Source organism: Hafnia sp. HMSC23F03 (genome assembly GCF_001816025.1).
Lineage (GTDB): Bacteria > Pseudomonadota > Gammaproteobacteria > Enterobacterales > Enterobacteriaceae > Hafnia > Hafnia paralvei.
Genome location: NZ_KV824231.1, coordinates 160,955 through 186,686, shown reverse-complemented (window position 1 = coordinate 186,686; position 25,732 = coordinate 160,955). Strand labels below are relative to the sequence as shown.

20 protein-coding genes are annotated in these 25,732 nt (G+C 47.7%); 12 read left to right on the top strand and 8 right to left on the bottom strand.

The genetic code is table 11. From position 1 onward, the window contains the following. Positions 1-65: 65 nt before the first annotated feature. The 3 genes from HMPREF3091_RS13385 to HMPREF3091_RS13375 all read left to right on the top strand — a co-directional run bounded on the left by HMPREF3091_RS13385 (position 66) and on the right by HMPREF3091_RS13375 (position 3,347). The gene (locus HMPREF3091_RS13385; protein WP_070716365.1) at positions 66-1,163 is read left to right on the top strand and encodes an MBL fold metallo-hydrolase; all 1,098 of its coding nucleotides are present in this window, start codon (positions 66-68) and stop codon (positions 1,161-1,163) included. A gap of 20 nt (positions 1,164-1,183) precedes the next feature. Further along, positions 1,184-1,531 carry a helix-turn-helix domain-containing protein gene (locus tag HMPREF3091_RS13380; protein WP_035504245.1) on the top strand — a complete coding sequence of 116 codons (348 nt, stop codon included), beginning with the start codon at positions 1,184-1,186 and terminating at the stop codon, positions 1,529-1,531. Positions 1,532-1,859: 328 nt separating this feature from the next. Then, positions 1,860-3,347: an EmmdR/YeeO family multidrug/toxin efflux MATE transporter gene (locus HMPREF3091_RS13375; protein WP_167510577.1), complete on the top strand. Its 1,488-nt coding sequence runs from the start codon at positions 1,860-1,862 to the stop codon at positions 3,345-3,347. A gap of 65 nt (positions 3,348-3,412) precedes the next feature. On the opposite strand, the gene lldD is transcribed toward HMPREF3091_RS13375, so the two are convergent. The 4 genes from lldD to HMPREF3091_RS13355 form a co-directional block, all read right to left on the bottom strand. Continuing rightward, positions 3,413-4,558, bottom strand: coding sequence for an FMN-dependent L-lactate dehydrogenase LldD (gene lldD, locus HMPREF3091_RS13370; RefSeq protein WP_070716363.1), 1,146 nt, complete (start codon positions 4,556-4,558; stop codon positions 3,413-3,415). Beyond that, positions 4,555-5,346 carry a transcriptional regulator LldR gene (gene lldR / locus HMPREF3091_RS13365; RefSeq protein ID WP_004096353.1) on the bottom strand — a complete coding sequence of 264 codons (792 nt, stop codon included), beginning with the start codon at positions 5,344-5,346 and terminating at the stop codon, positions 4,555-4,557. Before lldR ends, lldD begins: the two co-directional genes overlap by 4 nt. Further along, a complete protein-coding gene (gene lldP, locus HMPREF3091_RS13360; RefSeq protein ID WP_070716362.1) occupies positions 5,343-6,998 on the bottom strand; it encodes an L-lactate permease in 1,656 nt (551 codons plus the stop codon). The genes lldR and lldP overlap by 4 nt, the downstream gene beginning before the upstream one ends. 367 nt (positions 6,999-7,365) lie before the next feature. Beyond that, entirely contained in the window at positions 7,366-8,259 is an 894-nt protein-coding gene (locus HMPREF3091_RS13355; protein ID WP_070716360.1) for a LysR family transcriptional regulator, read from the bottom strand. 184 nt (positions 8,260-8,443) lie between these two features. Between HMPREF3091_RS13355 and HMPREF3091_RS13350 the strand changes: the two genes are divergently transcribed. Both HMPREF3091_RS13350 and uraH read left to right on the top strand, forming a co-directional pair. After that, entirely contained in the window at positions 8,444-8,839 is a 396-nt protein-coding gene (locus HMPREF3091_RS13350; RefSeq protein WP_004096358.1) for a (R)-mandelonitrile lyase, read from the top strand. Between the two features lie 205 nt (positions 8,840-9,044). Further along, positions 9,045-9,458 carry a hydroxyisourate hydrolase gene (gene uraH, locus HMPREF3091_RS13345; RefSeq protein WP_004096359.1) on the top strand — a complete coding sequence of 138 codons (414 nt, stop codon included), beginning with the start codon at positions 9,045-9,047 and terminating at the stop codon, positions 9,456-9,458. A 70-nt stretch (positions 9,459-9,528) separates the two neighbouring features. On the opposite strand, the gene HMPREF3091_RS13340 is transcribed toward uraH, so the two are convergent. Further along, positions 9,529-10,143, bottom strand: coding sequence for a TetR family transcriptional regulator (locus tag HMPREF3091_RS13340; protein ID WP_070716359.1), 615 nt, complete (start codon positions 10,141-10,143; stop codon positions 9,529-9,531). Between the two features lie 327 nt (positions 10,144-10,470). Here HMPREF3091_RS13340 and HMPREF3091_RS13335 point away from each other — a divergent pair, with 327 nt between their 5' ends. The 7 genes from HMPREF3091_RS13335 to yjfF all read left to right on the top strand — a co-directional run bounded on the left by HMPREF3091_RS13335 (position 10,471) and on the right by yjfF (position 23,328). Next, positions 10,471-13,587, top strand: a complete 3,117-nt coding sequence (locus tag HMPREF3091_RS13335; protein ID WP_070716356.1) for an efflux RND transporter permease subunit — start codon at positions 10,471-10,473, stop codon at positions 13,585-13,587. Positions 13,588-14,003: 416 nt separating this feature from the next. Beyond that, a complete protein-coding gene (locus HMPREF3091_RS13330) occupies positions 14,004-15,167 on the top strand; it encodes an efflux RND transporter periplasmic adaptor subunit (protein ID WP_070716354.1) in 1,164 nt (387 codons plus the stop codon). Positions 15,168-15,205: 38 nt separating this feature from the next. Further along, on the top strand, positions 15,206-18,328 hold the full coding sequence (locus HMPREF3091_RS13325; protein ID WP_004096364.1) for an efflux RND transporter permease subunit: 3,123 nt from the start codon (positions 15,206-15,208) through the stop codon (positions 18,326-18,328). A gap of 425 nt (positions 18,329-18,753) precedes the next feature. Then, positions 18,754-19,710 (top strand): galactofuranose ABC transporter, galactofuranose-binding protein YtfQ, encoded by a 957-nt coding sequence (ytfQ, locus tag HMPREF3091_RS13320; protein ID WP_004096366.1) that lies wholly within the window; start codon positions 18,754-18,756, stop codon positions 19,708-19,710. Positions 19,711-19,804: 94 nt separating this feature from the next. Further along, entirely contained in the window at positions 19,805-21,310 is a 1,506-nt protein-coding gene (gene ytfR / locus HMPREF3091_RS13315) for a galactofuranose ABC transporter, ATP-binding protein YtfR (protein WP_070716352.1), read from the top strand. A 13-nt stretch (positions 21,311-21,323) separates the two neighbouring features. After that, entirely contained in the window at positions 21,324-22,343 is a 1,020-nt protein-coding gene (gene ytfT, locus HMPREF3091_RS13310) for a galactofuranose ABC transporter, ATP-binding protein YtfT (protein ID WP_070716350.1), read from the top strand. Continuing rightward, entirely contained in the window at positions 22,336-23,328 is a 993-nt protein-coding gene (gene yjfF, locus HMPREF3091_RS13305; protein ID WP_070716349.1) for a galactofuranose ABC transporter, permease protein YjfF, read from the top strand. The genes ytfT and yjfF overlap by 8 nt, the downstream gene beginning before the upstream one ends. A gap of 112 nt (positions 23,329-23,440) precedes the next feature. Here yjfF and HMPREF3091_RS13300 read toward each other — a convergent pair whose 3' ends face one another. The 3 genes from HMPREF3091_RS13300 to fucO form a co-directional block, all read right to left on the bottom strand. Continuing rightward, positions 23,441-24,046 carry a transglycosylase SLT domain-containing protein gene (locus HMPREF3091_RS13300; protein ID WP_070716347.1) on the bottom strand — a complete coding sequence of 202 codons (606 nt, stop codon included), beginning with the start codon at positions 24,044-24,046 and terminating at the stop codon, positions 23,441-23,443. A 180-nt stretch (positions 24,047-24,226) separates the two neighbouring features. Continuing rightward, positions 24,227-24,541: an L-rhamnose mutarotase gene (gene rhaM / locus HMPREF3091_RS13295; RefSeq protein WP_070716346.1), complete on the bottom strand. Its 315-nt coding sequence runs from the start codon at positions 24,539-24,541 to the stop codon at positions 24,227-24,229. A 9-nt stretch (positions 24,542-24,550) separates the two neighbouring features. Then, positions 24,551-25,699 (bottom strand): lactaldehyde reductase, encoded by a 1,149-nt coding sequence (gene fucO, locus HMPREF3091_RS13290; RefSeq protein ID WP_070716345.1) that lies wholly within the window; start codon positions 25,697-25,699, stop codon positions 24,551-24,553. Positions 25,700-25,732: the final 33 nt, after the last annotated feature.

The following is a 25,732-nucleotide window of genomic DNA, read 5'->3' as shown; positions in this document are numbered from 1 at the left end:
TAATGAGTGATTACTTACTCATTATAGTCTTAAGAGCTTCGCCATCAAGAAGCGAAGCATTATTCATGAAAATACTCATCACCTGCGTGGTACTTATGATTTTAGCTGCAGCCGGAGGCGTGATTGCCGCCTTAGTTCCTAGTATGGGTCGTTCACCAGATACTGAGCAACGCCACGAATTTGCGAAATCGCCGCAATATCGTGACGGAAAATTTCACAACGAGACTCCAACGCCGATGGTCAGTGGATCGAAGGGGCGTATGGCTGTTATGTGGGATTTTTTATTCAAAAAAAGCCGTCTAGCCAAACCAGATCACGCCTTGCCCTATGTGAATACCGATCTGGCATCCATTGATACTGATAAAGATGTCATTGTCTGGTTGGGGCACTCTTCGTGGTACCTGCAGCTTGATGGCAAACGGATCTTGATCGACCCTGTACTCAGCGATCATGCTGCGCCATTTTCTTTTATGAATAAATCGTTCATTGATGACTATCCGTGGCAGGCTCAGCGTATGCCCAAATTGGATTATGTGCTGATTTCACACGATCACTACGATCATCTCGACTATGAGACCATGCAGATTCTTCAATCACGCATTGGCCAGATTATTACTCCGCTGGGTGTCGGAGCTCATTTGTTACGGTGGGGATTTGAACCTGAACAGATTGTTGAAGCCGATTGGAATCAACAAGTGGTCCTCGATGAAACGCTGACGCTACATGTTTTACCGGCTCGCCATTTCTCCGGCAGGGGATTTGAAGGTAATCCTACGCTATGGGCCAGTTTTTTGCTGCAGTCGTCGCAACGTAGACTCTATTACAGTGGTGATAGCGGGTATGGAACGCATTTTAAAAAGATTGGTGATCGGTTTGGCCCTATTGATGTTGCCATCTTAGAAAATGGTCAGTACGACTCTGACTGGCAATATATTCATATGTTGCCAGAGGAGACGGCGCAGGCTGCGCTTGATTTAAACGCGGCGGCGGTTCTGCCTAGCCATGCCGGACGCTTCGTGATGGCGAAACATAGTTGGAACGAACCCTTTATACGGCTTGCGTCGACAAGTCGAGATAAGCCATACCGACTATTAACGCCAAAGCTGGGGGAAGTGGTTTGGGATGATGGGAAAACACAGCAATTTGATGTCTGGTGGAATTAACGCTTGGAGTGGACATGCCAATGACGATTCCAGAGCAGGTGATTCAATCGTTAATCGTATGGATTGACGAAAACATTCATCGCCAGCTGCATATCGATGATATTGCAAAACATGCGGGTTATTCTAAGTGGCATTTACAACGTATTTTTGTTCACTATCGTGGCGAAACGTTGGCTCGTTATGTCCGCTCTCGGCGACTGGAAATCATTGCGGAGGAATTGCTGCACTCAGATGAGCGTGTCTTGGATATTTGTTTGAAATATGGCTTTGAGTCGCAGCAAACCTTTACACGAATTTTTACGCGCCACTTCAAACAGCCGCCAAGCCTGTGGCGTAAAACTCATCAGCATGATGAGTTGGCTGGATGAATGCCGACATTGTGAATTTCCATATTACCTCTCAGCTTAGAAGCGGTTCATCTCTCTGAGCCGCCAAATCTCCCTAAACTCGCCAGATTTGTATTAATAATAAAAATGCATACCAGTAGGTATTAACGACTATGTCCGTTATAAAACCTCGTTCATGATAGCCAGAAGGCTTAGCGTCTCTATACTTATATTACAATGAGTTAGCTTATTTACTTCCTTTTTCAACCGGCGTGTTACGTGATTAATGAGTTAAATTCTGTGATGGCAACAACAGTATGATACAAAAAATACTTTGCAGAATAAGTATCTATAAATCATTATTTGAAACGTGGTTTCACTCCAATTCTGTAGGCTAATCTTGAACTTACATGCAGTACTGCGCCAGCGTGTGGCGAAAACACGTTGGTATGCCAAGCGAAAAAGTTACCGAGTTCTGTTTTGGCGAGAAATAACGCCGCTGGCTGTTCCTATCTTTATGGAAAATGCCTGCGTGCTGTTGATGGGCGTTCTCAGTACTTTTTTGGTGAGTTGGATTGGTAAAGAAGCGATGGCCGGGGTGGGGCTCGCCGATAGTTTCAACATGGTGATTATCTCGTTCTTTGCCGCCGTTGACCTCGGAACAACCGTGGTTGTTGCCTTTAGCTTGGGGACGCGAGATCGTCGCAGGGCTCGCGCAGCAGCCAGACAGTCACTGGTGTTGATGACCGTGGTGGCGTTGGTGCTGGCCGCAGGGATTCACTTAGCGGGCGAGCAAATCATTGATGTGATTGCAGGTGATGCGACACCTGAAGTTAAAGGTTTGGCGCTTTCGTATCTGCAAACGACGGTATGGAGCTATCCTGCCGCTGCTATTGCGCTAATCGGTAGCGGGGCGTTGCGCGGTGCCGGAAATACAAAAATTCCTCTGTTAGTGAATGGCGGAATGAATATTCTGAATATCATGATCAGTAGCGTGCTGATTTATGGCGCGCTTGGCTGGCATGGTCTTGGATTTATCGGCGCAGGCTTAGGGTTGACTATTTCCCGCTATATCGGCGCTGCCTGCATTATTTATGTGCTGTTGAAAGGTTTTAACCCTGCACTGCGTATTTCGATCAAAAGTTACTTTCGACCTCTGAAGCTGAATATTCTGTGGGAAGTGCTGGGGATTGGCATTCCCGCCAGCATTGAGTCGGTGTTATTCACCGGGGGTAAGTTGCTGACGCAAATGTTTGTAGCAGGCATGGGGACGAACGTTATTGCCGGTAACTTTATTGCTTTCTCTGTCGCGGCATTGATAAACCTGCCCGGAAATGCGTTGGGATCGGCTTCCACGATTATTGTCGGGCGTCGTTTAGGCAAAGGCCAAATTGGCCAAGCAGAAAGACAGTTGCGTTATGTCTTCTGGCTATCAACCGTTGTTCTCACTTTAATTGCTTGGGGAACCGCGCCTTTTGCTGGTTTATTCGCGTCTTTTTACACGCGGGAACCCGATGTTATCGAAGTCGTGAAAATTCTGCTGTGGCTGAATGCGGCATTCATGCCGATTTGGGCGGCATCGTGGGTGCTGCCTGCTGGGCTGAAAGGCGCGCGCGATGTGCGTTTTGCCATGTGGATCTCAATGCTAGGCATGTGGGGGTGCCGCGTGGTAGCGGGTTATATATTAGGCATTGTACTGGGTATGGGCGTTGTTGGCGTATGGCTTGGTATGTTCTTTGACTGGGCGGTGCGCGGCGCATGTTTCTATTGGCGTATGGTCAGCGGCCGCTGGTTGTGGAAGTATCCGCGAGCGGTGCGCCCCGAGCTAACCGAAGTCGATGTGAAATCTGAAGGTTAACGTTTTTGTGTCATCCCCCAGCCCTCTTTGAAGAGGGCTGGGGGAATGCGCTAGACCCGTTTAAATCAGCCTAATCCTTCTTGAACTAACGAGTCACGACTGATCTCTGCAATAGATTTCGCGCCGGTCAGCGTCATTGCTACACGCATCTCTTTTTCGATTAATCCCAATAGGTTCTCAACGCCGGCTTGTCCAGCAGTGGCTAGCGCATAGAGATAGGCACGTCCTAACAGAACTGAATCTGCACCGAGTGCAATCATACGTACTACGTCTAAGCCGCTGCGGATCCCACTATCGGCTAAAATTTTTATATCACCTTTAACTGCGTCGGCAATGGCTGGGAGTGCTCGAGCGGAAGACAGCACTCCGTCTAGCTGACGACCACCGTGATTTGACACCACGATCCCGTCGGCGCCGAAGCGAACAGCATCGCGCGCATCATCGGGATCAAGAATGCCTTTAATGATCATCGGCCCCTCCCAGAAATCACGTATCCATTCCAAATCGCTCCACGAAATAGAAGGATCGAAATTAGACGCAAGCCAGCCGATATAGTCTTCAAGCCCAGTCGGTTTGCCTAGATAGGCGGAGATATTACCGAGATCGTGTGGACGACCATTTAAGCCCACGTCCCATGCCCATGCGGGATGAGTCATTGCCTGCAAGTAGCGGCGCATGGCTGCATTAGGGCCGCTCATCCCTGAGTGAGCATCGCGGTAGCGCGCGCCTGGCGTGGGCATATCTACGGTAAATACCAGCGTGGAGCAGCCTGCCGCTTTAGCGCGTTCCAAAGCGTTACGCATAAAACCACGGTCTTTGAGAACATAGAGTTGAAACCACATAGGACGCTTAATCGCCGGCGTGACCTCTTCAATTGGGCAAACTGAAACGGTCGAGAGCGTGAAAGGAATACCTTTCTGTTCTGCGGCGCGCGCAGCCTGAACCTCACCACGGCGTGCATACATACCACACAAGCCAACGGGGCCTAGCGCCACCGGCATAGCCAGTTTTTCATTAAAAAGCTGGGTTTCGAGACTAAGTGCGGACATATTCTTGAGTACGCGCTGCCTTAACGCGACCTGCGCGAGATCTTCCACGTTACGTCGCAATGTATGTTCGGCATAGGCTCCGCCGTCGATATAGTGAAACAGAAACGGTGGTAGTTTGCGTTGCGCCGCGGCGCGGTAGTCGGTTGCAGCTGAAATAATCATGGATTTCCTTCCCTTATTGCATTTGTTTCTTCATCTGGCAGGCGGGTTATTCGAGCCTGTCGGGCCTCATCTTCATGCAGATTTTTTATCGTGGAGTGAACGAAACCGAGATGTGCTTTTGCCGCTTTACTGGCTCGATCCGGATCGCCGGCCAAAATGGCCTGAAGGAGTTCACGGTGTTGCTCGGTAAGACGAGCAAAAATGGTAGGGGCGGTGTACATGCGTTGGCGACTGTGCATCACTGATGATTGCATCAAATCGAAGAATCCGCGCATGGTTTGCAGTAACACCACGTTGTGTGATGCCTCTGCAATAGCCAGATGAAAGCGAACATCGGCCTGTGCGGCCAAATCTGGGTGATCGCTTTCTTTAAGCATGAGCGTGGCATCAAAACAGTATTGAAGTTTTTCTTTATCAGCTTCGGTTGCGCGCATGGCTGCGTGCCATGCGGTGCTCGCTTCGATGGCATGACGCGCTTCCAGAATGTCGTAACGATAGTTGGGATCTTCTGCCACCAACGTTCTCAATGGCTCAACAATACGTTGTTCAGACCAAGGCTGAAGCTCAAAGCGCACGTATGTGCCGCCGCCGCGACGGCTGATGAGCACATGTTCGCTAATCAGCTTTTGAATTGCTTCGCGCAAAGACGAACGGGAAACACCCAACTCGGCTGCCAGCTGTCTTTCGGCAGGCAACCGCATGCCTGCCTCCAGTTTTCGTTCATGAATAATCGCCTTAACGCGCTCGACCAGATGGTCAGCTAGGCGAGGTTGATGCAGTGGTGTCATGGAATCATCCAAGTCAGCAGATAGGCCTGCAAGGTGGTGATAACACCAACCATACAGGTGAATATCAGGCTGTGTTTAACCGTGAAACGGAACAGATCGGACTCTTTACCCACCAGTCCAACGGCTGCGCAGGCAATCGCAATAGACTGTGGTGAAATCATTTTGCCAGTTACGCCACCGGTGGTATTGGCAGCAACGAGTAGAACGTCAGAGACGCCGATTTGCTGCGCTGTTGTCGCCTGAAGTGCTGCAAACAGCGCATTTGATGAAGTATCTGAGCCGGTAAGAAATACGCCTAGCCAGCCAAGGAACGGTGAGAAGAAGGTAAACGCATCGCCTGTATGAGCCAGAGCCAGCGCGAGCGTTGCCGAAAGGCCTGAATAGTTAGAGATAAAGGCAAAGGCCAGTACCATACCGATAGAGTAAATCGGTAGCGCCAGCTCTTTCATCGTAGAGAAAAATGTCTCAACCGCCGCCCGTGGTTTCATGCGTAGATAGATAACGGAGATCACCGCCGCCACGATAATGGCCGTGCCGGTAGCCGACAGCCAGTCGAGTTTATAGACAGCTGCATACGGCATGCTTTCCGCCACCACCGGAGGCATTTTGGCCACCAATTTATCAAGGAACGGGACTGAGAAATTAAAGACCCAATCCTGCAATGCGCCGCCTTTGGCAAACAATGCTTTGAATGGCGGAATACTCCAGATGGTGACCGTGGCGGTGAGGAAGATAAACGGCATCCACGCGCGTATCACCTGTTGCAAGGTATAATTCTGGCGCACCAACGTTTGGTCGGTTATCGAGGCACCCACGTCGTTGAAGCGGAAGATGCGTTTAGGCTGCCATACGCGAAGAAACAGCGTTAAGCAAACCAGTGACACCAGCGATGAAATAATATCTGGCAGCTCAGGGCCAATAAAGTTTGAACTCAGATACTGGGCTACGGCGAATGATCCACCGGCGACGACTACGGCAGGCCACGTTTCTTTAATTCCGCGCCAGCCATCCATAATAGCCATGATCCAAAACAGTACGATGATAGTCAGGAACGGTAGCTGACGGCCGACCATCTGGCCAATCTCAAAGCTATCTAACCCCGTGACCTGACCCGCGACGATAATCGGGATCCCCATGGCACCGAACGCAACGGGTGCCGTGTTCACGATCAAACACAGACCCGCGGCATACAAGGGATTGAACCCCAGACCGACGAGTAAAGCGGCGGTAATGGCGACCGGAGCCCCAAACCCAGCGGCGCCTTCTAGGAAGGCACCAAAGCAAAAGCCGACGATCAGCATTTGTAGGCGTTGGTCAGGCGTGATCGAGAGTATTGAGGAGCGGATGATGTCGAACTGCCCCGTTTTTACCGAGATTTTATACACAAATACGGCAGCAATGATGATCCACGCGATGGGCCAGAGGCCATAGAAAAAACCATATATGACGGATGCAAATGCGCGATCGGCTGGCATTTTGTAGAAGAACAGAGCCACTAATAACGCAATGCCCACGGTGATGGTGGCAGCGATATACCCCTTTAGCTTGAGCTTTATCAACGCATAGAAGAAAAAGAGAATGGGCAGTGCAGCGATAAGACTAGACAGCCAGATATTCCCGATGGGATCGTAAACTTGTTGCCAAACTTGCATGCAGGTATCTCCAGAGATCAGACACTTTATCGTCCCGCTCCATTGGTAGGACCAATGATGGCGGGTAACTTTTATGATGATTAATGGTTAACCTTTTGTTAAATGATCGCAACGATAGCATTTACTTTTTTTATTTTTCTGTACTGAATGCCACGTTTTTAAGTGGATTGGTACGACCAAATGGGGGCGGGTAAGGGAAATGCAGCCAGCGGAGGATGCCGCTGGTTATCGAAGAGGAAAAATAGACGACATGAGGTTACATCCGAGAAGCCGAGGGTTGGGGGGCTGAATAAACCGTTGTTCACGCCGCATGTGTACCAATAACACAGTGGCTATAAGTTTGGTTCTTCACTCAGATTATCGCGCGTTAAGGCTTGTAACGTAGAGCCTCGACAAACAGAGAAAAGGCTGTCGTATGCTGTTTGCGACTAGGGTAATAAAGATAGTAGCCAGGAAACGTGTTGCACCATTCTTTAAGAACTTGCACCAGTCGGCCATCGGCTAGCTCATTTTTAACCGAATCTTCAGGAACGTAGGCGATGCCAAAACCCACATTGGCGGCATCAATGCGCTGGCGCAGGCTATTAAAGATAAGCTGTCCATCCACTCTGACCCTCAGTTCTTGGCCCTCTTTTTCAAACTCCCACGCATACAAACCGCCCATCGTTGGCAAACGCATATTGATACAGCGGTGATTCTGCAAATCCTGAGGTGTCTTAGGCGTACCATACTGCTCGAAGTAACTAGGTGCGCCGACCACAGCCATACTCATCTCTGGGCCGATACGTACGGCAATCATGTCTTTCGCTACCTGTTCGCCGAGACGAATGCCTGCATCAAAACGGCCGCTAACAATATCGGTTAGCGTGTTATCAACGACGATCTCAACGTTAATATCAGGGTAGGATGCGAGAAAAGGTTTTAATACTGGCCACAACACTGAATCGACAGCGTGCTCACCCGCGGTAATCCGAATATTGCCGGATGGGGTATCGCGCATGTCGAGAAGGGCGTCTAGCTCGCTTTCTATCTCAGCAAACCTAGGTTCAAGGCTTGTCGCTAACTTCTCGCCAGCTTCGGTTGGCGCAACGCTGCGTGTTGTTCGGGTTAGCAGGCGTATATCGAGCCGTTCTTCTAATCCGCGAATGGAGTGGCTGAGTGCGGATTGTGATACGCCCAGCTTAGCTGCCGCTTTAGTAAAACTACGCTCTCTGGCGACGACAAGAAAAGAGATCAAATCGTTGAAGTTTTCTTTAAGCATGTCCTGACCCGCATTTTAAAACATAGATCCCATTATAATCAGATTAATGAATTTATTTCATAGCTCCTTTCTTATTTCTCTATCTAGTGGCCTGCAGCAAATGGGGGTAACTTTTAGGCAATAAAACGAGATGTGCTCACTCCGGTTATGTTTGCCGAAGTCGAAGAGATCATAAGAGGAAAAAATGAAAATTATTCGTAACGCTTCACAGGCATCCGTGTCAGGTTCAGCAGACTATTTTACCGGGAATGTTCGCATTGATGGCATGTTCCAAGCTGAAGAGCCCGCTCGCGTTGGCGGCGCAACGGTAACCTTTGAACCTGGCGCGCGTACCGCTTGGCACACTCATCCACTGGGACAAACGCTGATCGTCACACAAGGGCGTGGTTGGGTGCAGGAACTGGGGAACGATGTTCAAGAGATCAATCCGGGCGATATCGTTTGGATTCCAGAGGGCGTAAAACATTGGCATGGCGCAACGGCTGAAACAGCAATGACCCATATCGCTATTGCTGAATCCTTAAACGGAAGCGTCGTTGACTGGATGGAGCATGTTACAGACGAGCAGTATCGCAAATAATTGAGAGAAGTTCGGCTTAATGTGTTGAAAATAAAGTCGTTGTTATCTGTTCATTGAAATAATGCCTCGCCGGAGACTCTGTCGCTGAGCGGGGCATTTTTATTCTGTTATCTGCTCAAACTTAAACTTTTTGTGATAAACCCAGATTGGCGATTTCACATGTTAGATTCAAATTCCTCAATAAATACAAAAGGGCTAACTGCTAATGAAATCGTTGAAAGTCTTACTTCTGGTCTCACTGATGAGTTTAACGGCTACGGCTGGGGCTGAGCAGATCAAAAATCCGCTTAGCGTACACATACTGAATCAACAGACAGGACTCCCATCCTCGGGTGTCACGGTAACGCTGGAGCATAAAGAAGGGGAGAAATGGGTCAATTTATCTAGCGCTGTCACTGACGCAGATGGCCGGATTCCTGCACTATACCCGGCACATAAAACGATGACGCCTGGCGACTATAAAGTGACGTTTAAAACCGGAACATATTTTTCAGCGCTAAAACAGGACACTTTTTTTCCTGAAATACCCGTGGTCTTTCATGTGACAAAAATGAATCAGCATTTGCATATCCCGTTGTTGCTTAGTCAATATGGCTATTCAACTTATCGGGGTAGTTAATGTTTATTGTGAGTCTTATTTGATTGTTAATTAGGTCGCTGCTTATAGCGGCCTTTTTTATGTAAATAAGTTACTGTATTTTTAATAATGTAATTAGATTATCAACTAAGCCGGATGCGTTGCTGCTGAGATCGTAATTTTCAGAGCAGAGTAGCCAGTTCTCTATTAAACCACTCATATATGCACGAATTATAATTACAGATTGTTCAATGTTTAATTTTGATGGCAATTGATTTAATGTAACACAACGTTTTAAAGTATTGGATAAACGCTCTTCTTCGAAATAAACCATCCGTCTGATCTCACTGCGCGGAGTCATTTCTTTTGTGAATTCGCACTTGTGAAACATAATTTTCATTAATGATTTTTGTTGCGGATCGCTCACCGCTGCACGCAAAATATAAGTGAGAGTTTCTTGCAGCGCTTTTAATGGATTGTCTTTGTTTTCACTGTGAATTTTTTCTGAAACATACAGGGAATAGCGAGCGGATTGCTGCCATATTTCATTAAATAGCTCTTCTTTATTTTTAAAGTGCCAGTAAATGGCCCCTCGCGTTACGCCCGCGGCACTAGCAATATCGGCAAGCGATGTCGAAGCGAATCCCTGAGTTGAAAATTCACTAATTGCTACATTTATTATTCTCTGTCGAGTAATAAACGCATCTTCTTTAGTTTTACGTGCCATAGCGATACCAAATTTTCCAGACTGTGATTTACAGATGGTTGTGAAATTCTGTACGATGCATTTCTTATTTTATTCACCATGCGCCTATTTTGTCATTCTGATTTTATTCGGTTCCGGTATTCATGGGCATACCAAACACCTGTTGTTATAGAACGTAGATAGTTTTATGAATGTGTTTTCTGTTTTTATTCGATTCTCAAATCAAGCTTAATTATTAACAAATGAGAACGATTCAATTCATTCAGTCAGGCAAGGAAAACGACGTATGCTGTCCTCCGTAATTATTCATGGAATTTATACTTGTAGTGGCCGGAGTAATTATTAAAAATGGCTAAGTTTTTTATCGAGCGTCCTATTTTTGCTTGGGTTCTTGCCATCATATTGATGTTGGCGGGTGTTTTGTCAATTATGCGTTTGCCTGTGGCCCAATATCCGACGATTGCTCCGCCGGAAATTGCGATTTCCGCCAGCTATCCAGGCGCGGATGCTCAGACAGTTCAGGATACTGTTACTCAGGTTATCGAACAGAACATGAACGGCCTCGATAACCTCATGTATATGGCTTCAACCAGCGATTCTTCGGGAAGCGTCACCGTTAACCTGACGTTCGACTCTGGTACAAACCCCGATATTGCTCAGGTTCAGGTGCAAAACAAGCTACAGCTCGCGATGCCGCTGTTGCCACAAGAAGTTCAGCAGCAAGGCATCGGCGTGAAAAAAGCCAGCAGCAGTTTTCTGATGGTTGCCGGTTTTATCTCCACAGATAACAGCATGACGCAGGATGACATTGCTGACTATATTTCCTCAAACATCAAAGACCCGATTAGCCGTACGGCAGGGGTAGGTGATGTTCAACTGTTTGGTGCTCAGTATGCGATGCGTATCTGGCTCGATCCCAATAAGCTGAACAAATATCAACTCACGACGATTGATGTCATCAACCAAATCAAAGTACAGAATAATCAGATTGCTTCAGGGCAGTTGGGCGGAACACCTTCATTATCTAATCAGCAACTTAATGCCTCGATAATTGCTCAAACGCGGTTAAAAGATCCAAAAGAGTTTGGGCTGATTCAATTAAAAGTGCTATCGAATGGTGCAAAGGTATTGCTTCGTGACGTGGCTCGTATTGAGCTGGGCGGCGAAAACTACAATATTATTGCCCGTTATAATGGTAAACCTGCGGCAGGGCTGGGCATTAAGCTAGCAACCGGAGCTAATGCTTTGGATACCGCGGATGCTGTTGAAGTGCAAATGGCGAAACTGCGGCCTTATTTTCCACATGGCTTGAAGGTGGTTTATACCTACGACACCACGCCGTTTATCAAGCTATCCATTAGAGAAGTGTTCAAAACATTGTTTGAGGCCATCATTTTGGCGTTCCTCGTCATGTACCTGTTCTTGCAAAATTTCCGAGCCACGCTGATTCCAACGATTGCGGTTCCCGTTGTGTTATTGGGGACCTTCGCTGTTTTAGCCGCATTCGGTTATTCGATAAACACGCTCACGATGTTTGGGATGGTGCTTGCGATAGGGCTATTGGTCGATGATGCCATCGTGGTGGTGGAGAACGTCGAGCGAGTGATGTCGGAAGAGGGGCTTGGTCCAAAGGAAGCCACGCAGAAATCGATGGAGCAAATTCAAGGGGCGCTTGTGGGTATCGCCATGGTGCTTTCTGCCGTGTTTATTCCGATGGCGTTCTTTGGTGGCTCAACCGGCGTAATTTATCGACAGTTTTCTATCACCATCGTTTCGGCAATGGCGCTTTCCGTTCTGGTTGCGTTGATTCTCACGCCTGCGCTTTGTGCCACATTGCTTAAAGCGGTGCCCAAAGGCGATCACGGTACAACCACCGGCATTTTCGGCTGGTTTAACAACAAGTTTAACCACAGCACTCAACATTATACGTCCAGCGTTGAACGCATCTTGCATAACACGGGCCGCTATATGTTGATCTATTTGCTCATTGTCGCAGGCATGGTCGTCCTCTTTTTACGCTTGCCAACCTCATTCCTCCCTGAAGAAGATCAGGGGGTATTTTTAACGATGGTGACGTTACCGGCAGGGGCGACACAGTCTCGCACGGAACAAATTATGGACCAGATAACGCACTATTATCTGACCAAAGAGAGTGGCAATGTGGAATCTGTATTTACCGTTAACGGATTTAGCTTTAGTGGTAAAGGGCAGAACAATGGACTGGCATTTGTGCGTTTAAAACCGTGGGATGAGCGAGAGGGCAGTGAGAATGAAGTCGGTGCTATTGTCGCTCGTGCAACCAAAGCGTTTACACAGATAAAAGACGGCATGGTTTTCGCCTTCAACCTACCGGCAATCACTGAGCTTGGAACCGCGACGGGTTTTGACTTTGAGTTAATCGATCAGGCAAGCCTAGGGCATGCCAAACTGACACAAGCCCGTAACCAATTATTGGGAATGGTTGCTCAGCATAAAGATTCGCTGGTTAGGGTTCGCCCTAATGGTTTGGAAGATATGCCGCAGTTTAAACTCAATGTCGATCAGGAAAAGGCTGAGTCTCTGGGGGTATCTATTTCAGATATTAACCAGACAATTGCTACTGCGCTGGGGAGTACCTATGCCAATGACTTTATCGATCATGGCCGCGTGAAGAAGGTGTATGTTCAGTCAGAAGCACCTTTCCGCATGTTACCTGATGATATCAATAGCTGGTATGTCCGCGGTAATCAGGGGCAAATGGTGCCATTCTCAGCATTCTCTACGGCGGCATGGATCCACGGTTCCCCACGTTTAGAGCGTTATAACGGCTTGCCTTCCATGGAAATTCTGGGAGAGGCGGCTGAGGGAAAAAGTACCGGCGAAGCGATGAAATTGATGGAGCAATTGGCTGAAAAATTACCGGTAGGCATTGGTTTCGATTGGACTGGAATGTCTTATCAAGAGCGTCTGTCAGGAAATCAGGCTCCCGCACTGTATGCAATTTCTTTGTTGGTTGTGTTCCTCTGCTTGGCAGCGCTGTATGAAAGCTGGTCAATTCCATTCTCGGTAATGTTAGTGGTTCCTCTCGGGATTATCGGTGCATTAATGGCCGCGGCATTACGGGGAATGAACAACGATGTGTATTTCCAAGTTGGCTTGCTAACCACGATCGGTCTTTCCGCGAAAAACGCCATTCTGATTGTTGAGTTCGCCAAAGAGTTGATGGATAACGAAGGGAAAGGGCTACTTGATGCTACGTTAGAGTCGGCACGTATGCGTCTAAGACCCATTTTAATGACATCGCTTGCCTTTATTCTCGGTGTACTTCCATTGGTGATGAGTACTGGTGCTGGTTCTGGCGCACAAAACGCGGTAGGTACTGGCGTTATGGGCGGTATGCTAACGGCAACGTTATTAGCAATATTCTTTGTACCTGTTTTCTTTGTGGTTGTACGCCGTAAATTGGATCATAAATCAGAGAATTAATATTCCCCATGAAGAATGATTTAATTGTATCCATTATTTTTATACATTCATGAAATGGATAATTCACTGTGAACGTAAAGACTACGTAAGTTTGATAATTAAACTTACATAACAAATGACCGATTATTACTTTTTAACTAGATGTTGTGCGCTTTATCTTTAAGTATATCATCTTGGTTTTAGTAGCATCTCATTGGTTATATTGATTTATTTAAAAAATGTATGTGTTTGAGTTTATGTGCCTCGTGAATTTATCAATGACGTAGCTAAAGTCAGTTTTATGTCATTCAGTTTTTTGATAGTCAGTTGGGTAATTTAGAACCACCAAAGTGATTATGTGATGAATCATATTCTATTAAAGCATTCTCATTATTTATGTACGCCTGGCGTAGCTTCGAAATATTTAAGGAATAGCAATGAAGAAATACAGTGAGTTTATTCTCCTGCCCTCAGTAATCCTTCTTTCTGCCTGTTTTGCTTTATCAGGATGCGATAGTGAGGATGTGAAAGCTCCGTTGCCACAACCGCAGGTAGGCGTTGTCACGTTAAAGGCTGAAGCTCTGCAGGTAACCACTGAATTACCAGGGCGTACTGATGCATATCGAGTTGCTGAGGTTCGTCCTCAGGTCGGTGGAATTATTCTGAAACGTAATTTTACTGAAGGTAGCGATATTCGCGGGGGGGAATCTCTGTATCAGATCGATCCTGCTCCTTATAAAGCGACTTATGACAGTGCTCAAGGTGAGTTAGCGAAGGCTGTTGCGGCGGCCAAGTTGGCGCATTTAACCGTACAGCGTGATAAACCTCTATTAAGCGATCACTATGTTAGTCAGCAAGAATTTGATACTGCGGTAGCGAATGCTCAGCAGGCTGATGCGGACGTACAGGCAGCAAAGGCAAATGTCGAAACGGCGCGTATAAATTTGGCCTATACCAAGGTTTCATCACCGATTGATGGGCGTATTGGACAATCCAATGTCACTGAAGGTGCATTGGTCACAACAGAGCAGGCGACAGCGTTGGCGACTGTGCAACAGTTAGATCCTATCTACGTCGATGTTACCCAGTCTAGCAATGATTTTATGCGCCTCAAACAAGCCGTGACTCAGGGAAGCTTGGAGAAAAGTGCTCAACAGGCTGAAGTGACGTTGGTTATGGAGAACGGACAGGCATATCCGTTAAAGGGCAAACTGCAGTTCTCCGATGTCAGCGTAGATGAAAGCACCGGCTCTATCACGATTCGCGCCTTATTCCCTAATCCTCAACACGACCTTCTACCGGGAATGTTTGTTCGTGCCCGTGTTGATGAAGGTATGCAAAAAGATGCCTTACTGGTTCCCCAGCAGGGTGTAACACGTAACCCGCGTGGTGAAGCGACGGTCATGTTGGTCAATGCTAAAAATCAGGTCGAAGTTCGTAGTGTGACGGCCTCTCAGGCAATTGGCGATAAGTGGTTAGTCACCGAGGGATTGCATAGCGGTGACCGCGTCATCGTGAGTGGGCTGCAAAAAGTTCGTCCAGAAATGACGGTGAAAGTCGAAGAACAGAACCTACAGGCCAATGCGCCTCAGGGACAGTAATCGCTGTGGCGATGATTTATACAAGGTAAACCGAACGCATGGCTAAGTTTTTTATTGAGCGCCCGATCTTCGCCTGGGTACTTGCCATCATTCTGATGCTGGCGGGAGGATTGGCTATTCTGCGACTGCCTGTAGCCCAGTATCCAACGATTGCACCTCCTGCCATTGCGATCACGGCCACCTATCCGGGGGCTGATGCGCAAACGGTGCAGGATACGGTCACTCAGATTGTCGAACAGAATATGAACGGTATCGACAATCTGATGTACATGTCGTCCACGAGCGATTCTGCTGGTGGTGTGACGATTACATTGACCTTTAATTCTGGCACCGATCCAGACATCGCACAGGTACAGGTACAAAACAAACTACAGCTGGCAATGCCTTTGTTGCCACAGGAAGTTCAGCAGCAGGGGATTAGTGTTGAAAAGTCCAGCAGCAGCTTTTTGCTCGTTGCCGGTTTTATTTCCGATAATAAGAACCTGACGCAGGATGATATTTCCGACTATGTCGCATCAAATATCAAAGACCCTATCAGCCGCAGTAACGGTGTGGGGGATGTACAGTTATTTGGTGCGCAGTATGCAATGCGTATTTGGTTGAATTCCGATCAGCTGAATAAGTATCAACTCACCCCAATTGATGTTGTTAACCAGCTTAAAATTCAGAATGACCAGATTGCCGCAGGGCAACTAGGCGGAACGCCGTCTGTGCCTAATCAGCAATTGAATGCGTCAATTATTGCGCAGACGCGTCTGAAAGACCCAGAGCAGTTTGGCCAAGTTTTGCTGAAAGTTAACCAAGATGGTTCGCAGGTTAGGCTGAAAGATGTTGCTCGTATTGAGTTAGGCGGTGAAAACTACAACATCGTCGCTAAAATCAATGGGCAACCGGCAGCAGGTTTAGGGATCAAGTTAGCGACGGGGGCAAATGCTCTGGATACTGCGGCGGCTATCAAAGCTAAGCTGGCGGAGCTACAACCTTATTTCCCACAGGGCATGAGGGTTGTTTATCCGTACGATACAACACCGTTTGTTCAAATCTCTATTCACGAAGTTATCAAGACGCTGTTTGAAGCGATTATCCTCGTCTTTTTAGTTATGTATCTGTTCTTGCAAAACATTCGGGCGACGTTGATCCCAACGATTGCGGTTCCCGTTGTGTTGCTAGGAACGTTTGCGGTGCTTTCTGCGTTTGGTTATTCGATCAATACCCTCACCATGTTCGGGATGGTATTGGCGATAGGACTATTGGTTGACGATGCGATTGTCGTTGTTGAAAACGTCGAGCGTGTTATGGCGGAAGAGCATCTACCGCCAAAAGAAGCCACCAAAAAGTCGATGGAACAAATACAGGGCGCATTGGTGGGGATTGCCATGGTGTTGTCGGCCGTGTTTATCCCGATGGCTTTCTTTGGCGGTTCAACAGGTGCGATCTATCGTCAGTTCTCCATAACTATCGTGTCAGCGATGGCATTGTCGGTATTGGTGGCATTGATCTTGACGCCTGCGCTTTGCGCCACGCTGCTCAAGCCGGTTTCTGCGGAAGGTCATGGCGAGAAAAAAGGCTTCTTTGGCTGGTTCAATCGGACGTTTGAGAAAAGCGCACATCACTACACGGATAGTGTCGGTGGGATTTTAAGAAGTACCGGTCGTTATTTAATTATCTATGTGTTGATAGTGATTGGTATGGGAGTGTTGTTCCTACGCCTTCCAACATCTTTCTTACCAGAAGAAGATCAGGGCGTATTTATGACAATGGTACAACTCCCCGCGGGGGCCACTCAGTTGCGCACCCAGCAGGTGTTGGATCAGGTTACTCAATACTATCTGACAAAAGAGCATGCGAACGTGGAGTCAGTGTTCACCGTAAACGGCTTTAGCTACAGCGGACAGGGGCAAAACTCTGGGTTGGCATTTATCAGCTTGAAACCTTGGGACCAACGTTCAGGTAAAGAAAACGGTGTGACAGCCATCGTTGGCCGCGCTATGAAAGCGTTCACGAAGATCAAAGATGGACTGGTCTTCCCATTCAACCTTCCAGCCATTATTGAATTGGGAACCGCAACCGGTTTTGACTTTGAACTTATCGATCAGGCTAACCTAGGTCATGAGAAATTGACTCAGGCACGTAATCAACTGCTCGGTATGGTGGCAGAACATCCTGAAGTGATGGTGCGAGTGCGTCCGAACGGGCTGGAAGATACACCTCAATATAAACTAGACGTCGATCAAGAAAAAGCGCAGGCGCTGGGGGTATCGCTGTCTGATATCAACCAGACTATCTCCATCGCTTTGGGGGGAAGCTACGTTAACGATTTTATTGACCATGGGCGTGTGAAGAAAGTCTATGCACAGGCTGATGCTCGTTTCCGTATGCTGCCAAGTGATATCAATAATTGGTATGTCCGTGGCGATAGCGGAAAGATGGTACCGTTCTCTGCATTTTCTACTGCTAGTTGGATTTCTGGTTCGCCACGCTTAGAGCGCTATAACGGTTTACCTTCAATGGAAATTCTGGGGGAACCCACGTTAGGTAAGAGTACCGGTGATGCTATGCAGATGATGGAGCAACTGGTCGCTAAATTACCTGCCGGTATTGGTTATGACTGGACGGGAATGTCATATCAAGAGCGTTTGTCTGGTAATCAGGCTCCCGCGTTGTATGCTATTTCTCTGGTTGTGGTATTCCTATGCTTGGCTGCGCTCTATGAAAGTTGGTCCATTCCGTTCTCGGTCATGCTGGTTGTTCCACTGGGTATTATTGGCGCTCTCTTAGCGGCTGCGATGCGAGGTATGAACAACGATGTTTATTTCCAAGTCGGTCTGTTAACCACCATTGGGCTTTCCGCTAAGAATGCGATATTAATCGTTGAATTTGCGAAAGATTTGATGGAGAAAGAAGGGAAAGGACTTGTCGATGCGACACTAGATGCCGTGCGCATGCGTTTACGTCCTATTCTGATGACCTCGCTGGCGTTTATCCTCGGTGTTTTACCGTTGGTCATTAGTTCAGGGGCGGGGTCAGGTGCTCAGAATGCTGTGGGCACCGGCGTTATGGGAGGAATGTTAACAGCGACGCTGTTAGCGATCTTCTTTGTACCTGTTTTCTTCGTGGTCGTGCGCCGTCGCTTCTCTAAGGATGAAGCGCCTAGCAAATAAACTATGCTAGATCGTATAAAAAGGCCTGTGATGATGAGTCACAGGCCTTTTTACTTATGTTTTCTTCCTGCCTTACAATTTCCTCTCGCGTGTCGCGATCTATCTCCCAAAATTGACAAAAGCTAGCGAGATGAAGTGCTTTGGTTCCGTTAGGCGAAAAGTACATATTATCTGCTTATAAGTGTAATCGCTTTCATTGATCTGATTGCAACTCCCCGTTCTTATTGGAATTCTCTCGTACGGTCGATAAATGAGAGAGTTAAAGTGTCCATAAGCCTGAGAAAAAAGGGGATAAAGGCCGTGTGTTGGCGCTTTGTTAATTTTTCAATACTGTGATGTAACCCAAATCCTCTCCTAATGCATTGACTATAGTGAAGCCTGTTCGGTTGCCTTTTATCCAATCTTTGCTCATTGAGGATTTTTGTATGTGGAAGCGTTTACTTTTAGTTACCGCCATCTCTGCCGCAGTATCTTCAGCAGCGCTGGCTCAGTCGATGACCGTGGGTTTCTCTCAGGTAGGTTCGGAATCAGGTTGGCGTGCTGCGGAAACTAGCGTGGCAAAAAGCGAAGCTCAAAAACGTGGTATTACGCTGAAAATTGCCGATGGCCAACAAAAACAAGAAAACCAAATTAAAGCTGTGCGTTCGTTCATCGCTCAGGGAGTTGATGCCATTTTTATTGCCCCGGTAGTACAAACCGGCTGGGAACCCGTTCTGCAGGAAGCAAAAGAAGCGGACATCCCTGTGTTCTTGCTTGATCGTGCCATCACCGTGAAAGATAAATCACTGTATATGACGGTAGTTACCGCAGATAACGTTTTGGAAGGCAAGCTTATTGGCGATTGGCTAGTAAAACAGGTAGCAGGCAAACCTTGTAACGTCGTTGAACTGCAGGGAACGGTTGGTGCCAGCGTCGCGATTGATCGCAAAAAAGGATTCGCTGAAGCTATCGCCAATTCGCCAAATATTAAGATCGTACGCTCTCAGTCAGGAGATTTCACCCGCAGTAAGGGTAAAGAAGTTATGGAAAGCTTCATTAAGGCTGAAAACAATGGCAAAGATATCTGCATGGTATATGCCCATAACGATGACATGGCGATAGGCGCGATTCAGGCGATTAAAGAGGCAGGATTAAAACCGGGTAAAGATATTCTGACCGGTTCTATCGATGGCGTACCTGATATTTATAAAGCCATGCTGGCAGGGGAAGCCAACGCCAACGTTGAATTAACGCCAAACATGGCGGGGCCTGCGTTTGATGCTCTGGAGAAATACAAAAAAGACGGGACCTTGCCGCCAAAAATTACCAAAACCGAATCCAAACTGTTCTTACCTGATAGCGCAAGCGCAGAGTTAGATAAGAAAAAGGGGATGGGGTACTAGTTTCCGAATTCCTTTCATCTGATCTATTCATCATTTATTTGGCAGAGGCTTAGGTCTCTGCCCATGGTTTTTCAGCGCAAGCAGGAGCGATGGCATGTACTGCGACGGTGATGATGATGTATTACTCCGTACCGAAGGATTGAGTAAATATTTTCCCGGCGTTAAGGCTCTCGACAACGTTTCTTTCAGTTTAAAGCGCGGCGAAATTATGGCGTTGCTGGGAGAGAACGGCGCGGGAAAATCGACCTTGATTAAGGCACTTACAGGCGTATATCAACGGGATAGTGGCACCGTTTGGCTAGATGGCGCCGAGGTTTTTCCAAAGAGTACGGCTCATGCGCAGAGCCTTGGCATTGGCACGGTTTACCAAGAAGTTAATCTGCTGCCTAACATGTCAGTAGCAGACAACCTATTTATTGGACGCGAGCCACGCCGTTTTGGTTTTATCGACCGCCGTCAAATGGTGCGTCGTTCAACAGAATTAATGGAGCGCTATGGCTTTTCATTAGATGTCACTGAGCCTTTAGGGCGTTTCTCTGTGGCAATGCAGCAAATTGTTGCTATTTGCCGCGCTATCGATCTTTCGGCCAAAGTATTAATTCTTGATGAGCCTACGGCTAGCCTCGATACCAGTGAAGTTGAAATGCTATTCACTCTGATGCGTCATTTACGCGATCAGGGCGTCAGTCTTATTTTTGTCACTCATTTCCTCGAACAAGTCTATGCCGTTACCGATCGTATTACCGTACTGCGTAACGGTGAGTTTATTGGCACGCGCGATACTAAAGCGTTGCCCTATATTGAGCTAATCAAAATGATGCTGGGGCGTGAATTAGACAACAACGCCTTACAGCGAGCGGGCCGAACCCTACTCAGTGATAATCCAACGGTTGAGTTTGAGCACTATGGCAAAAAGGGGGTTATCGCTCCCTTTGACCTCAAAGTTCGCCCTGGTGAAATCGTGGGATTGGCTGGACTATTGGGCTCAGGGCGCACGGAAATGGCCGAGGTTATTTTTGGCATCAAGCCAGCAGATAGCGGCACCGCGATGGTGAAAGGAAAGAAAAGGGCATTGCGTTCACCCCATCAGGCGTCTCACTACGGATTAGGTTTTTGTCCAGAAGATCGGAAGACGGATGGAATTATTGCGGCGGCTTCGGTGCGCGAGAATATTATTCTGGCATTACAGGCACAGCGCGGCTGGCTACGACCGATACCGCGAAAAGAACAGCAACGCATTGCGGAACGATTTATTCGTCAGTTAGGCATTCGCACGCCAAGCACCGAGCAGCCTATAGAATTTCTTTCTGGCGGGAATCAACAAAAGGTTCTGCTTTCGCGCTGGCTGCTGACCAAACCACAGTTTCTTATTTTGGATGAGCCGACCCGCGGTATCGATGTTGGCGCGCATGCCGAGATTATTCGCCTGATTGAAACGCTGTGCGCAGATGGTTTAGCGCTGTTAGTCATTTCATCGGAGCTGGAGGAGCTAGTCGGTTATGCGGATCGGGTGGTGATATTGCGTGACCGCCAACAGATCGCTGAGATTCCACTTGAGCAGTTGTCGGTCGCCGCCATTATGAACGCCATTGCGACATAAGGAGATAAATACTATGCCAGCTTCCTTACCCGATGCGACTAAGCCCAAAGCATTTCGACTACGCTGGCCAACCGGCATGCCGCAAGTCATAGCCCTGCTGGTGGTGCTGTTTGTCGATAGTATCGTTGCCAATAATTTCTTCGCGATTCATATCCAAGATGGACGTCTGTTTGGCAGTTTGATTGATATTCTCAATCGCTGCGCCCCAGTCGCGCTTTTGGCAATCGGTATGACGTTGGTGATCGCAACAGGCGGCATCGATCTCTCTGTTGGTGCCGTGATGGCGATCTCCGGCGCAACGGCAGCCTCTCTCACGGTTCAGGGCTACGCTCTACCGATTGTTATTTTATCAGCGCTCGGTATGGGAATATTGTCGGGGCTATGGAACGGAATTTTAGTCGCTCTGCTTAAGATTCAACCTTTTGTTGCCACACTCATCTTAATGGTTGCAGGGAGAGGGATCGCTCAGTTAATTACCGCAGGGCAAATTGTTACCTTCAACTCGCCTTCTTTATCGTGGCTTGGCAGTGGCTCGTTATTTCTGCTGCCGACCCCGGTTATTCTTACCTTGCTAACCCTACTCGCATTTTGGTTGCTGACAAGAAAGACAGCGCTAGGGCTGTTTATTGAAGCCGTAGGGATCAACATCCGCGCAGCGAAAAACGCGGGCGTGAATACGCGGTTGATTGTTATGGGAACCTATATGCTGAGCGGGCTCTGCGCATCCATTGCAGGGATTATTGTCACGGCGGATATCCGTGGTGCTGATGCGAATAATGCAGGATTGTGGCTTGAACTAGATGCTATTCTCGCCGTGGTGATTGGTGGTGCCTCTTTAATGGGAGGGCGTTTCAATTTGCTGCTATCAATTTTAGGGGCGTTGATTATTCAAGGCATGAATACAGGGATCCTGCTTTCTGGATTTCAGCCTGAGTTGAATCAGGTGGTGAAAGCGGTCGTCGTGTTGGTGGTGCTGATATTTCAATCACCGCGTTTTCTGGCTGTGATAAAAAGGAAGCCGCGTCATGCTTAAACGTAATTTACCGTTGATGATCACATTGTCCGTTTTTGTTCTTGGGTATCTATTCTGTTTGAGCCAATTCTCGGGTTTTGCTTCTACGCGCGTGATTTGTAACATCCTCACTGACAATGCTTTTTTGGGGATTATCGCGGTAGGTATGACTTTTGTGATCCTCTCTGGTGGGATCGATCTTTCGGTTGGTTCGGTGATCGCCTTCACCGGCGTATTTCTGGCTCGTATGATCGGTGATTATCAGATGTCACCGCTGGTTGCTTTCCCTTTGATATTGGTGATGGGATGTTGTTTTGGTGCCTTCATGGGCTGGCTAATTGACGCGCTCAAGATCCCTGCCTTTATCATTACACTCGCGGGAATGTTTTTCCTTCGCGGGGCTAGCTATTTAGTTTCTGAAGAGTCATTACCGATTGATCATCCGATTTATAGCACGCTCTCTTCGATGGCGTGGAAAATTCCCGGTGGCGGGCGCCTGAGTGCAATGGCGTTGCTGATGCTGGCCGTGGTGGTTTTGGGCATATTTTTAGCCAACCGAACACGGTTTGGTAATCAGGTCTATGCGTTGGGGGGTAATGCCACATCCGCGAATTTGATGGGGATCTCCACGCGTAGCACAACTATTCGGATATATATGCTTTCCACAGGACTAGCGACCTTGGCGGGTATCGTATTTTCTATTTATACCTCGGCAGGATATGCCCTAGCAGGGATGGGCGTTGAACTTGATGCTATTGCGTCGGTGGTTATTGGTGGCACATTACTTAGCGGTGGAGTCGGTACGGTGTTAGGAACACTCTTTGGCGTTGCTATTCAGGGGTTAATCCAAACTTATATCAACTTTGACGGTTCGCTGAGTTCGTGGTGGACAAAAATTGCGATAGGTATTCTGCTGTTTGCTTTTATTGGACTGCAACGTTTACTGACCGTGATGTGGGAAAATCGGCAGACGGCGGAAGTAAAAAGGATAGAGCCAGTTGGATAATTGGTTAAGGTAAGAATGTGTTCGCCTATGAGCGTGATTTTATTAAAACGCAGATGCAGACCGGCGAACGAAGTCTCGCATCACGATGCTATGTGCATCAGCGTATAAAACCTTACAAGGTATTGTATACCTGTTCTACTTTTGCCATATATTTTGGCGCTTGGGCTGCGGGGTGATATTGGCGTACGTGCCAATGAAAGGCTTCCGGCGTAAGCTGATTGATCATTTTAATAGCCGTTTTTCGATTGCTCGAAAACGTGCGTAACAGTGCACCAGCGCCGTTTGCATAGGCAACTTCGGTGGCGTAGCGACGCGTCACAGGATCGTCGATCCAATTTAATTGCTGGTACTGAATAGCGCCGATATAGGCAGCGCCTAGATCAATATTGGTTTCAGGATCGAGCAGATCGTCATCATCCGGACACCCGCTTTTACCTTTATAGCGATATGCATCGCAGCCGCCCGTTGAGGCTTTGATCTGCATGAGGCCAATGGCATTGGACGGGCTGACTGCTTCAGGATTGAAGCTGGACTCTACCTGAATAATCGCCGCAATAAGCTTAGGATCGACTTTGTAGTCATCGGCGGCATCTTCAATAGCATCATCATAGGCATGAGCATCATGCTTCTTATAACTATGTTTATGCGTACAGCCCGCTAAGAAAAGCATGCACATAATGATGGCAAGTCTGGCTGGTTGTTTGGGTAATGAAATCATTGTGAACACCAATTTATTCCTAATTAATTGATATAGGTAAGTAATTTGGCGACTGTTGCGAATGGCTTATCAAAGAAGATCAGACAGCATCCTGCGCCCGAAACCGACGCAGGAATCATATAGTTATCGCGCTTTTAGATCACCTGATGATTTGTATTTTTTAGCAAAAACTCAATGCGCTCAGGCAAGATAAAAGACTTCTTTCAGATCGTCACTGACCGGACTGTAATCAGGATTACTAGGCATTACATCGCCCATGTGTTTCCACCAGCGCTGACAGACATCCGTTTCGGCAATGGCATTCCAACTCGCTTCAGATTCAACTTCGACGAAGCCAAATAACAAATTGCGCTTTTCATCGAGAAAGATTGAATAATGGTGTGCGCCATGCGCTTTCAGCTCAGCCTCCAGTTCTGGCCAAATTGGTGAATGGCGGCGTTGATACTCGGCATGTGCATCCGGGTTTACCTGCATGACGAAAGCTTTACGGATCATATTGGCTCCTTACAGCGCTTGGAGATAGAGTGCGCGCACCTGTTCACGATCGGCACTGCGTGGATTACAAGGTGCGCAAGGATCGGCTAACGCTTTGTCTAACCAGCCTTCGATATCCGCTTCTTTGATGCCTAGCGTTTTAAATCCTGAAGGAATGCCCACGCGGGCAGAGAGCTGGCGAATCGCTTGAATTGCGCTTTGGCTTGCTTGCTCTTCATTCATTCCGTCGGTATTGACACCCATGGCTTGAGCGATGCGAGCGAAACGAACAACCGCATTCGGACGATTAAATTCCTCAATGACGGGGAGTAAGATGGCATTACACACGCCGTGCGGCAGATTATGGGTCGCTCCCGGCTGATGAGCCAACGCATGGACTAGCCCCAAACCTGCACTGTTGAATGCCATACCAGCTAAATATTGGCCATAAGCCATCATTTCACGAGCTTGGAGATTCTGACCATTATCCACTGCTTGTGGCAGCCATTCGGTAATCATACGGATGGACTCAAGTGCGGAATGGTCGGTGAGTGGATGTGCACCAACGGATACATAGGCTTCAATCGCGTGGGTCAGTGCATCCATACCGGTTGCGGCAGTGACTGACGCTGGGATATTAAGCATAACGGCGGGGTCATCAACGGCGATATCAGGAATGATATTGCTGTCGATAATGACTTCTTTCACCTGTCGCTGGCTATCAATAATCACGGCGTTGCTGGTAAGTTCTGCAGCGGTGCCCGAGGTGGTATTAATTGCGACGAGGGGGACACCTGGGTTCTTCACTTTCCCCACGCCGGAATACGCTGTGGAAGGTGACGGATTAGCGGTCAGAATTTTAATGGCTTTAGTGGTATCAATCGGGCTCCCCCCTCCGAAGGCAATCAGATAATCGCACTGATTTTGTTGATAAGCTTTAAAGCCAGCCTGTACCAGCTCTTCGGTAGGATTAGGATAAACATCTTTGAATAAAGCGTAGGAGAGGTGGTGTTGTTGCATGGCATCAAACAGGCCATCTAATAACCCCATCTCAACTAATTGACCGTCAGTGACGATCAGGGCTTTTCCCCATTTTTTGTCGCTGAGTAGCTTGACCATATCGATGATTGCGCCGTTTCCGTGCAAGCTAATTTTGGGTAATGCCAACATAAAGCTCATGATATTGCTCCTGAAAATGAAAAACCGTTATGA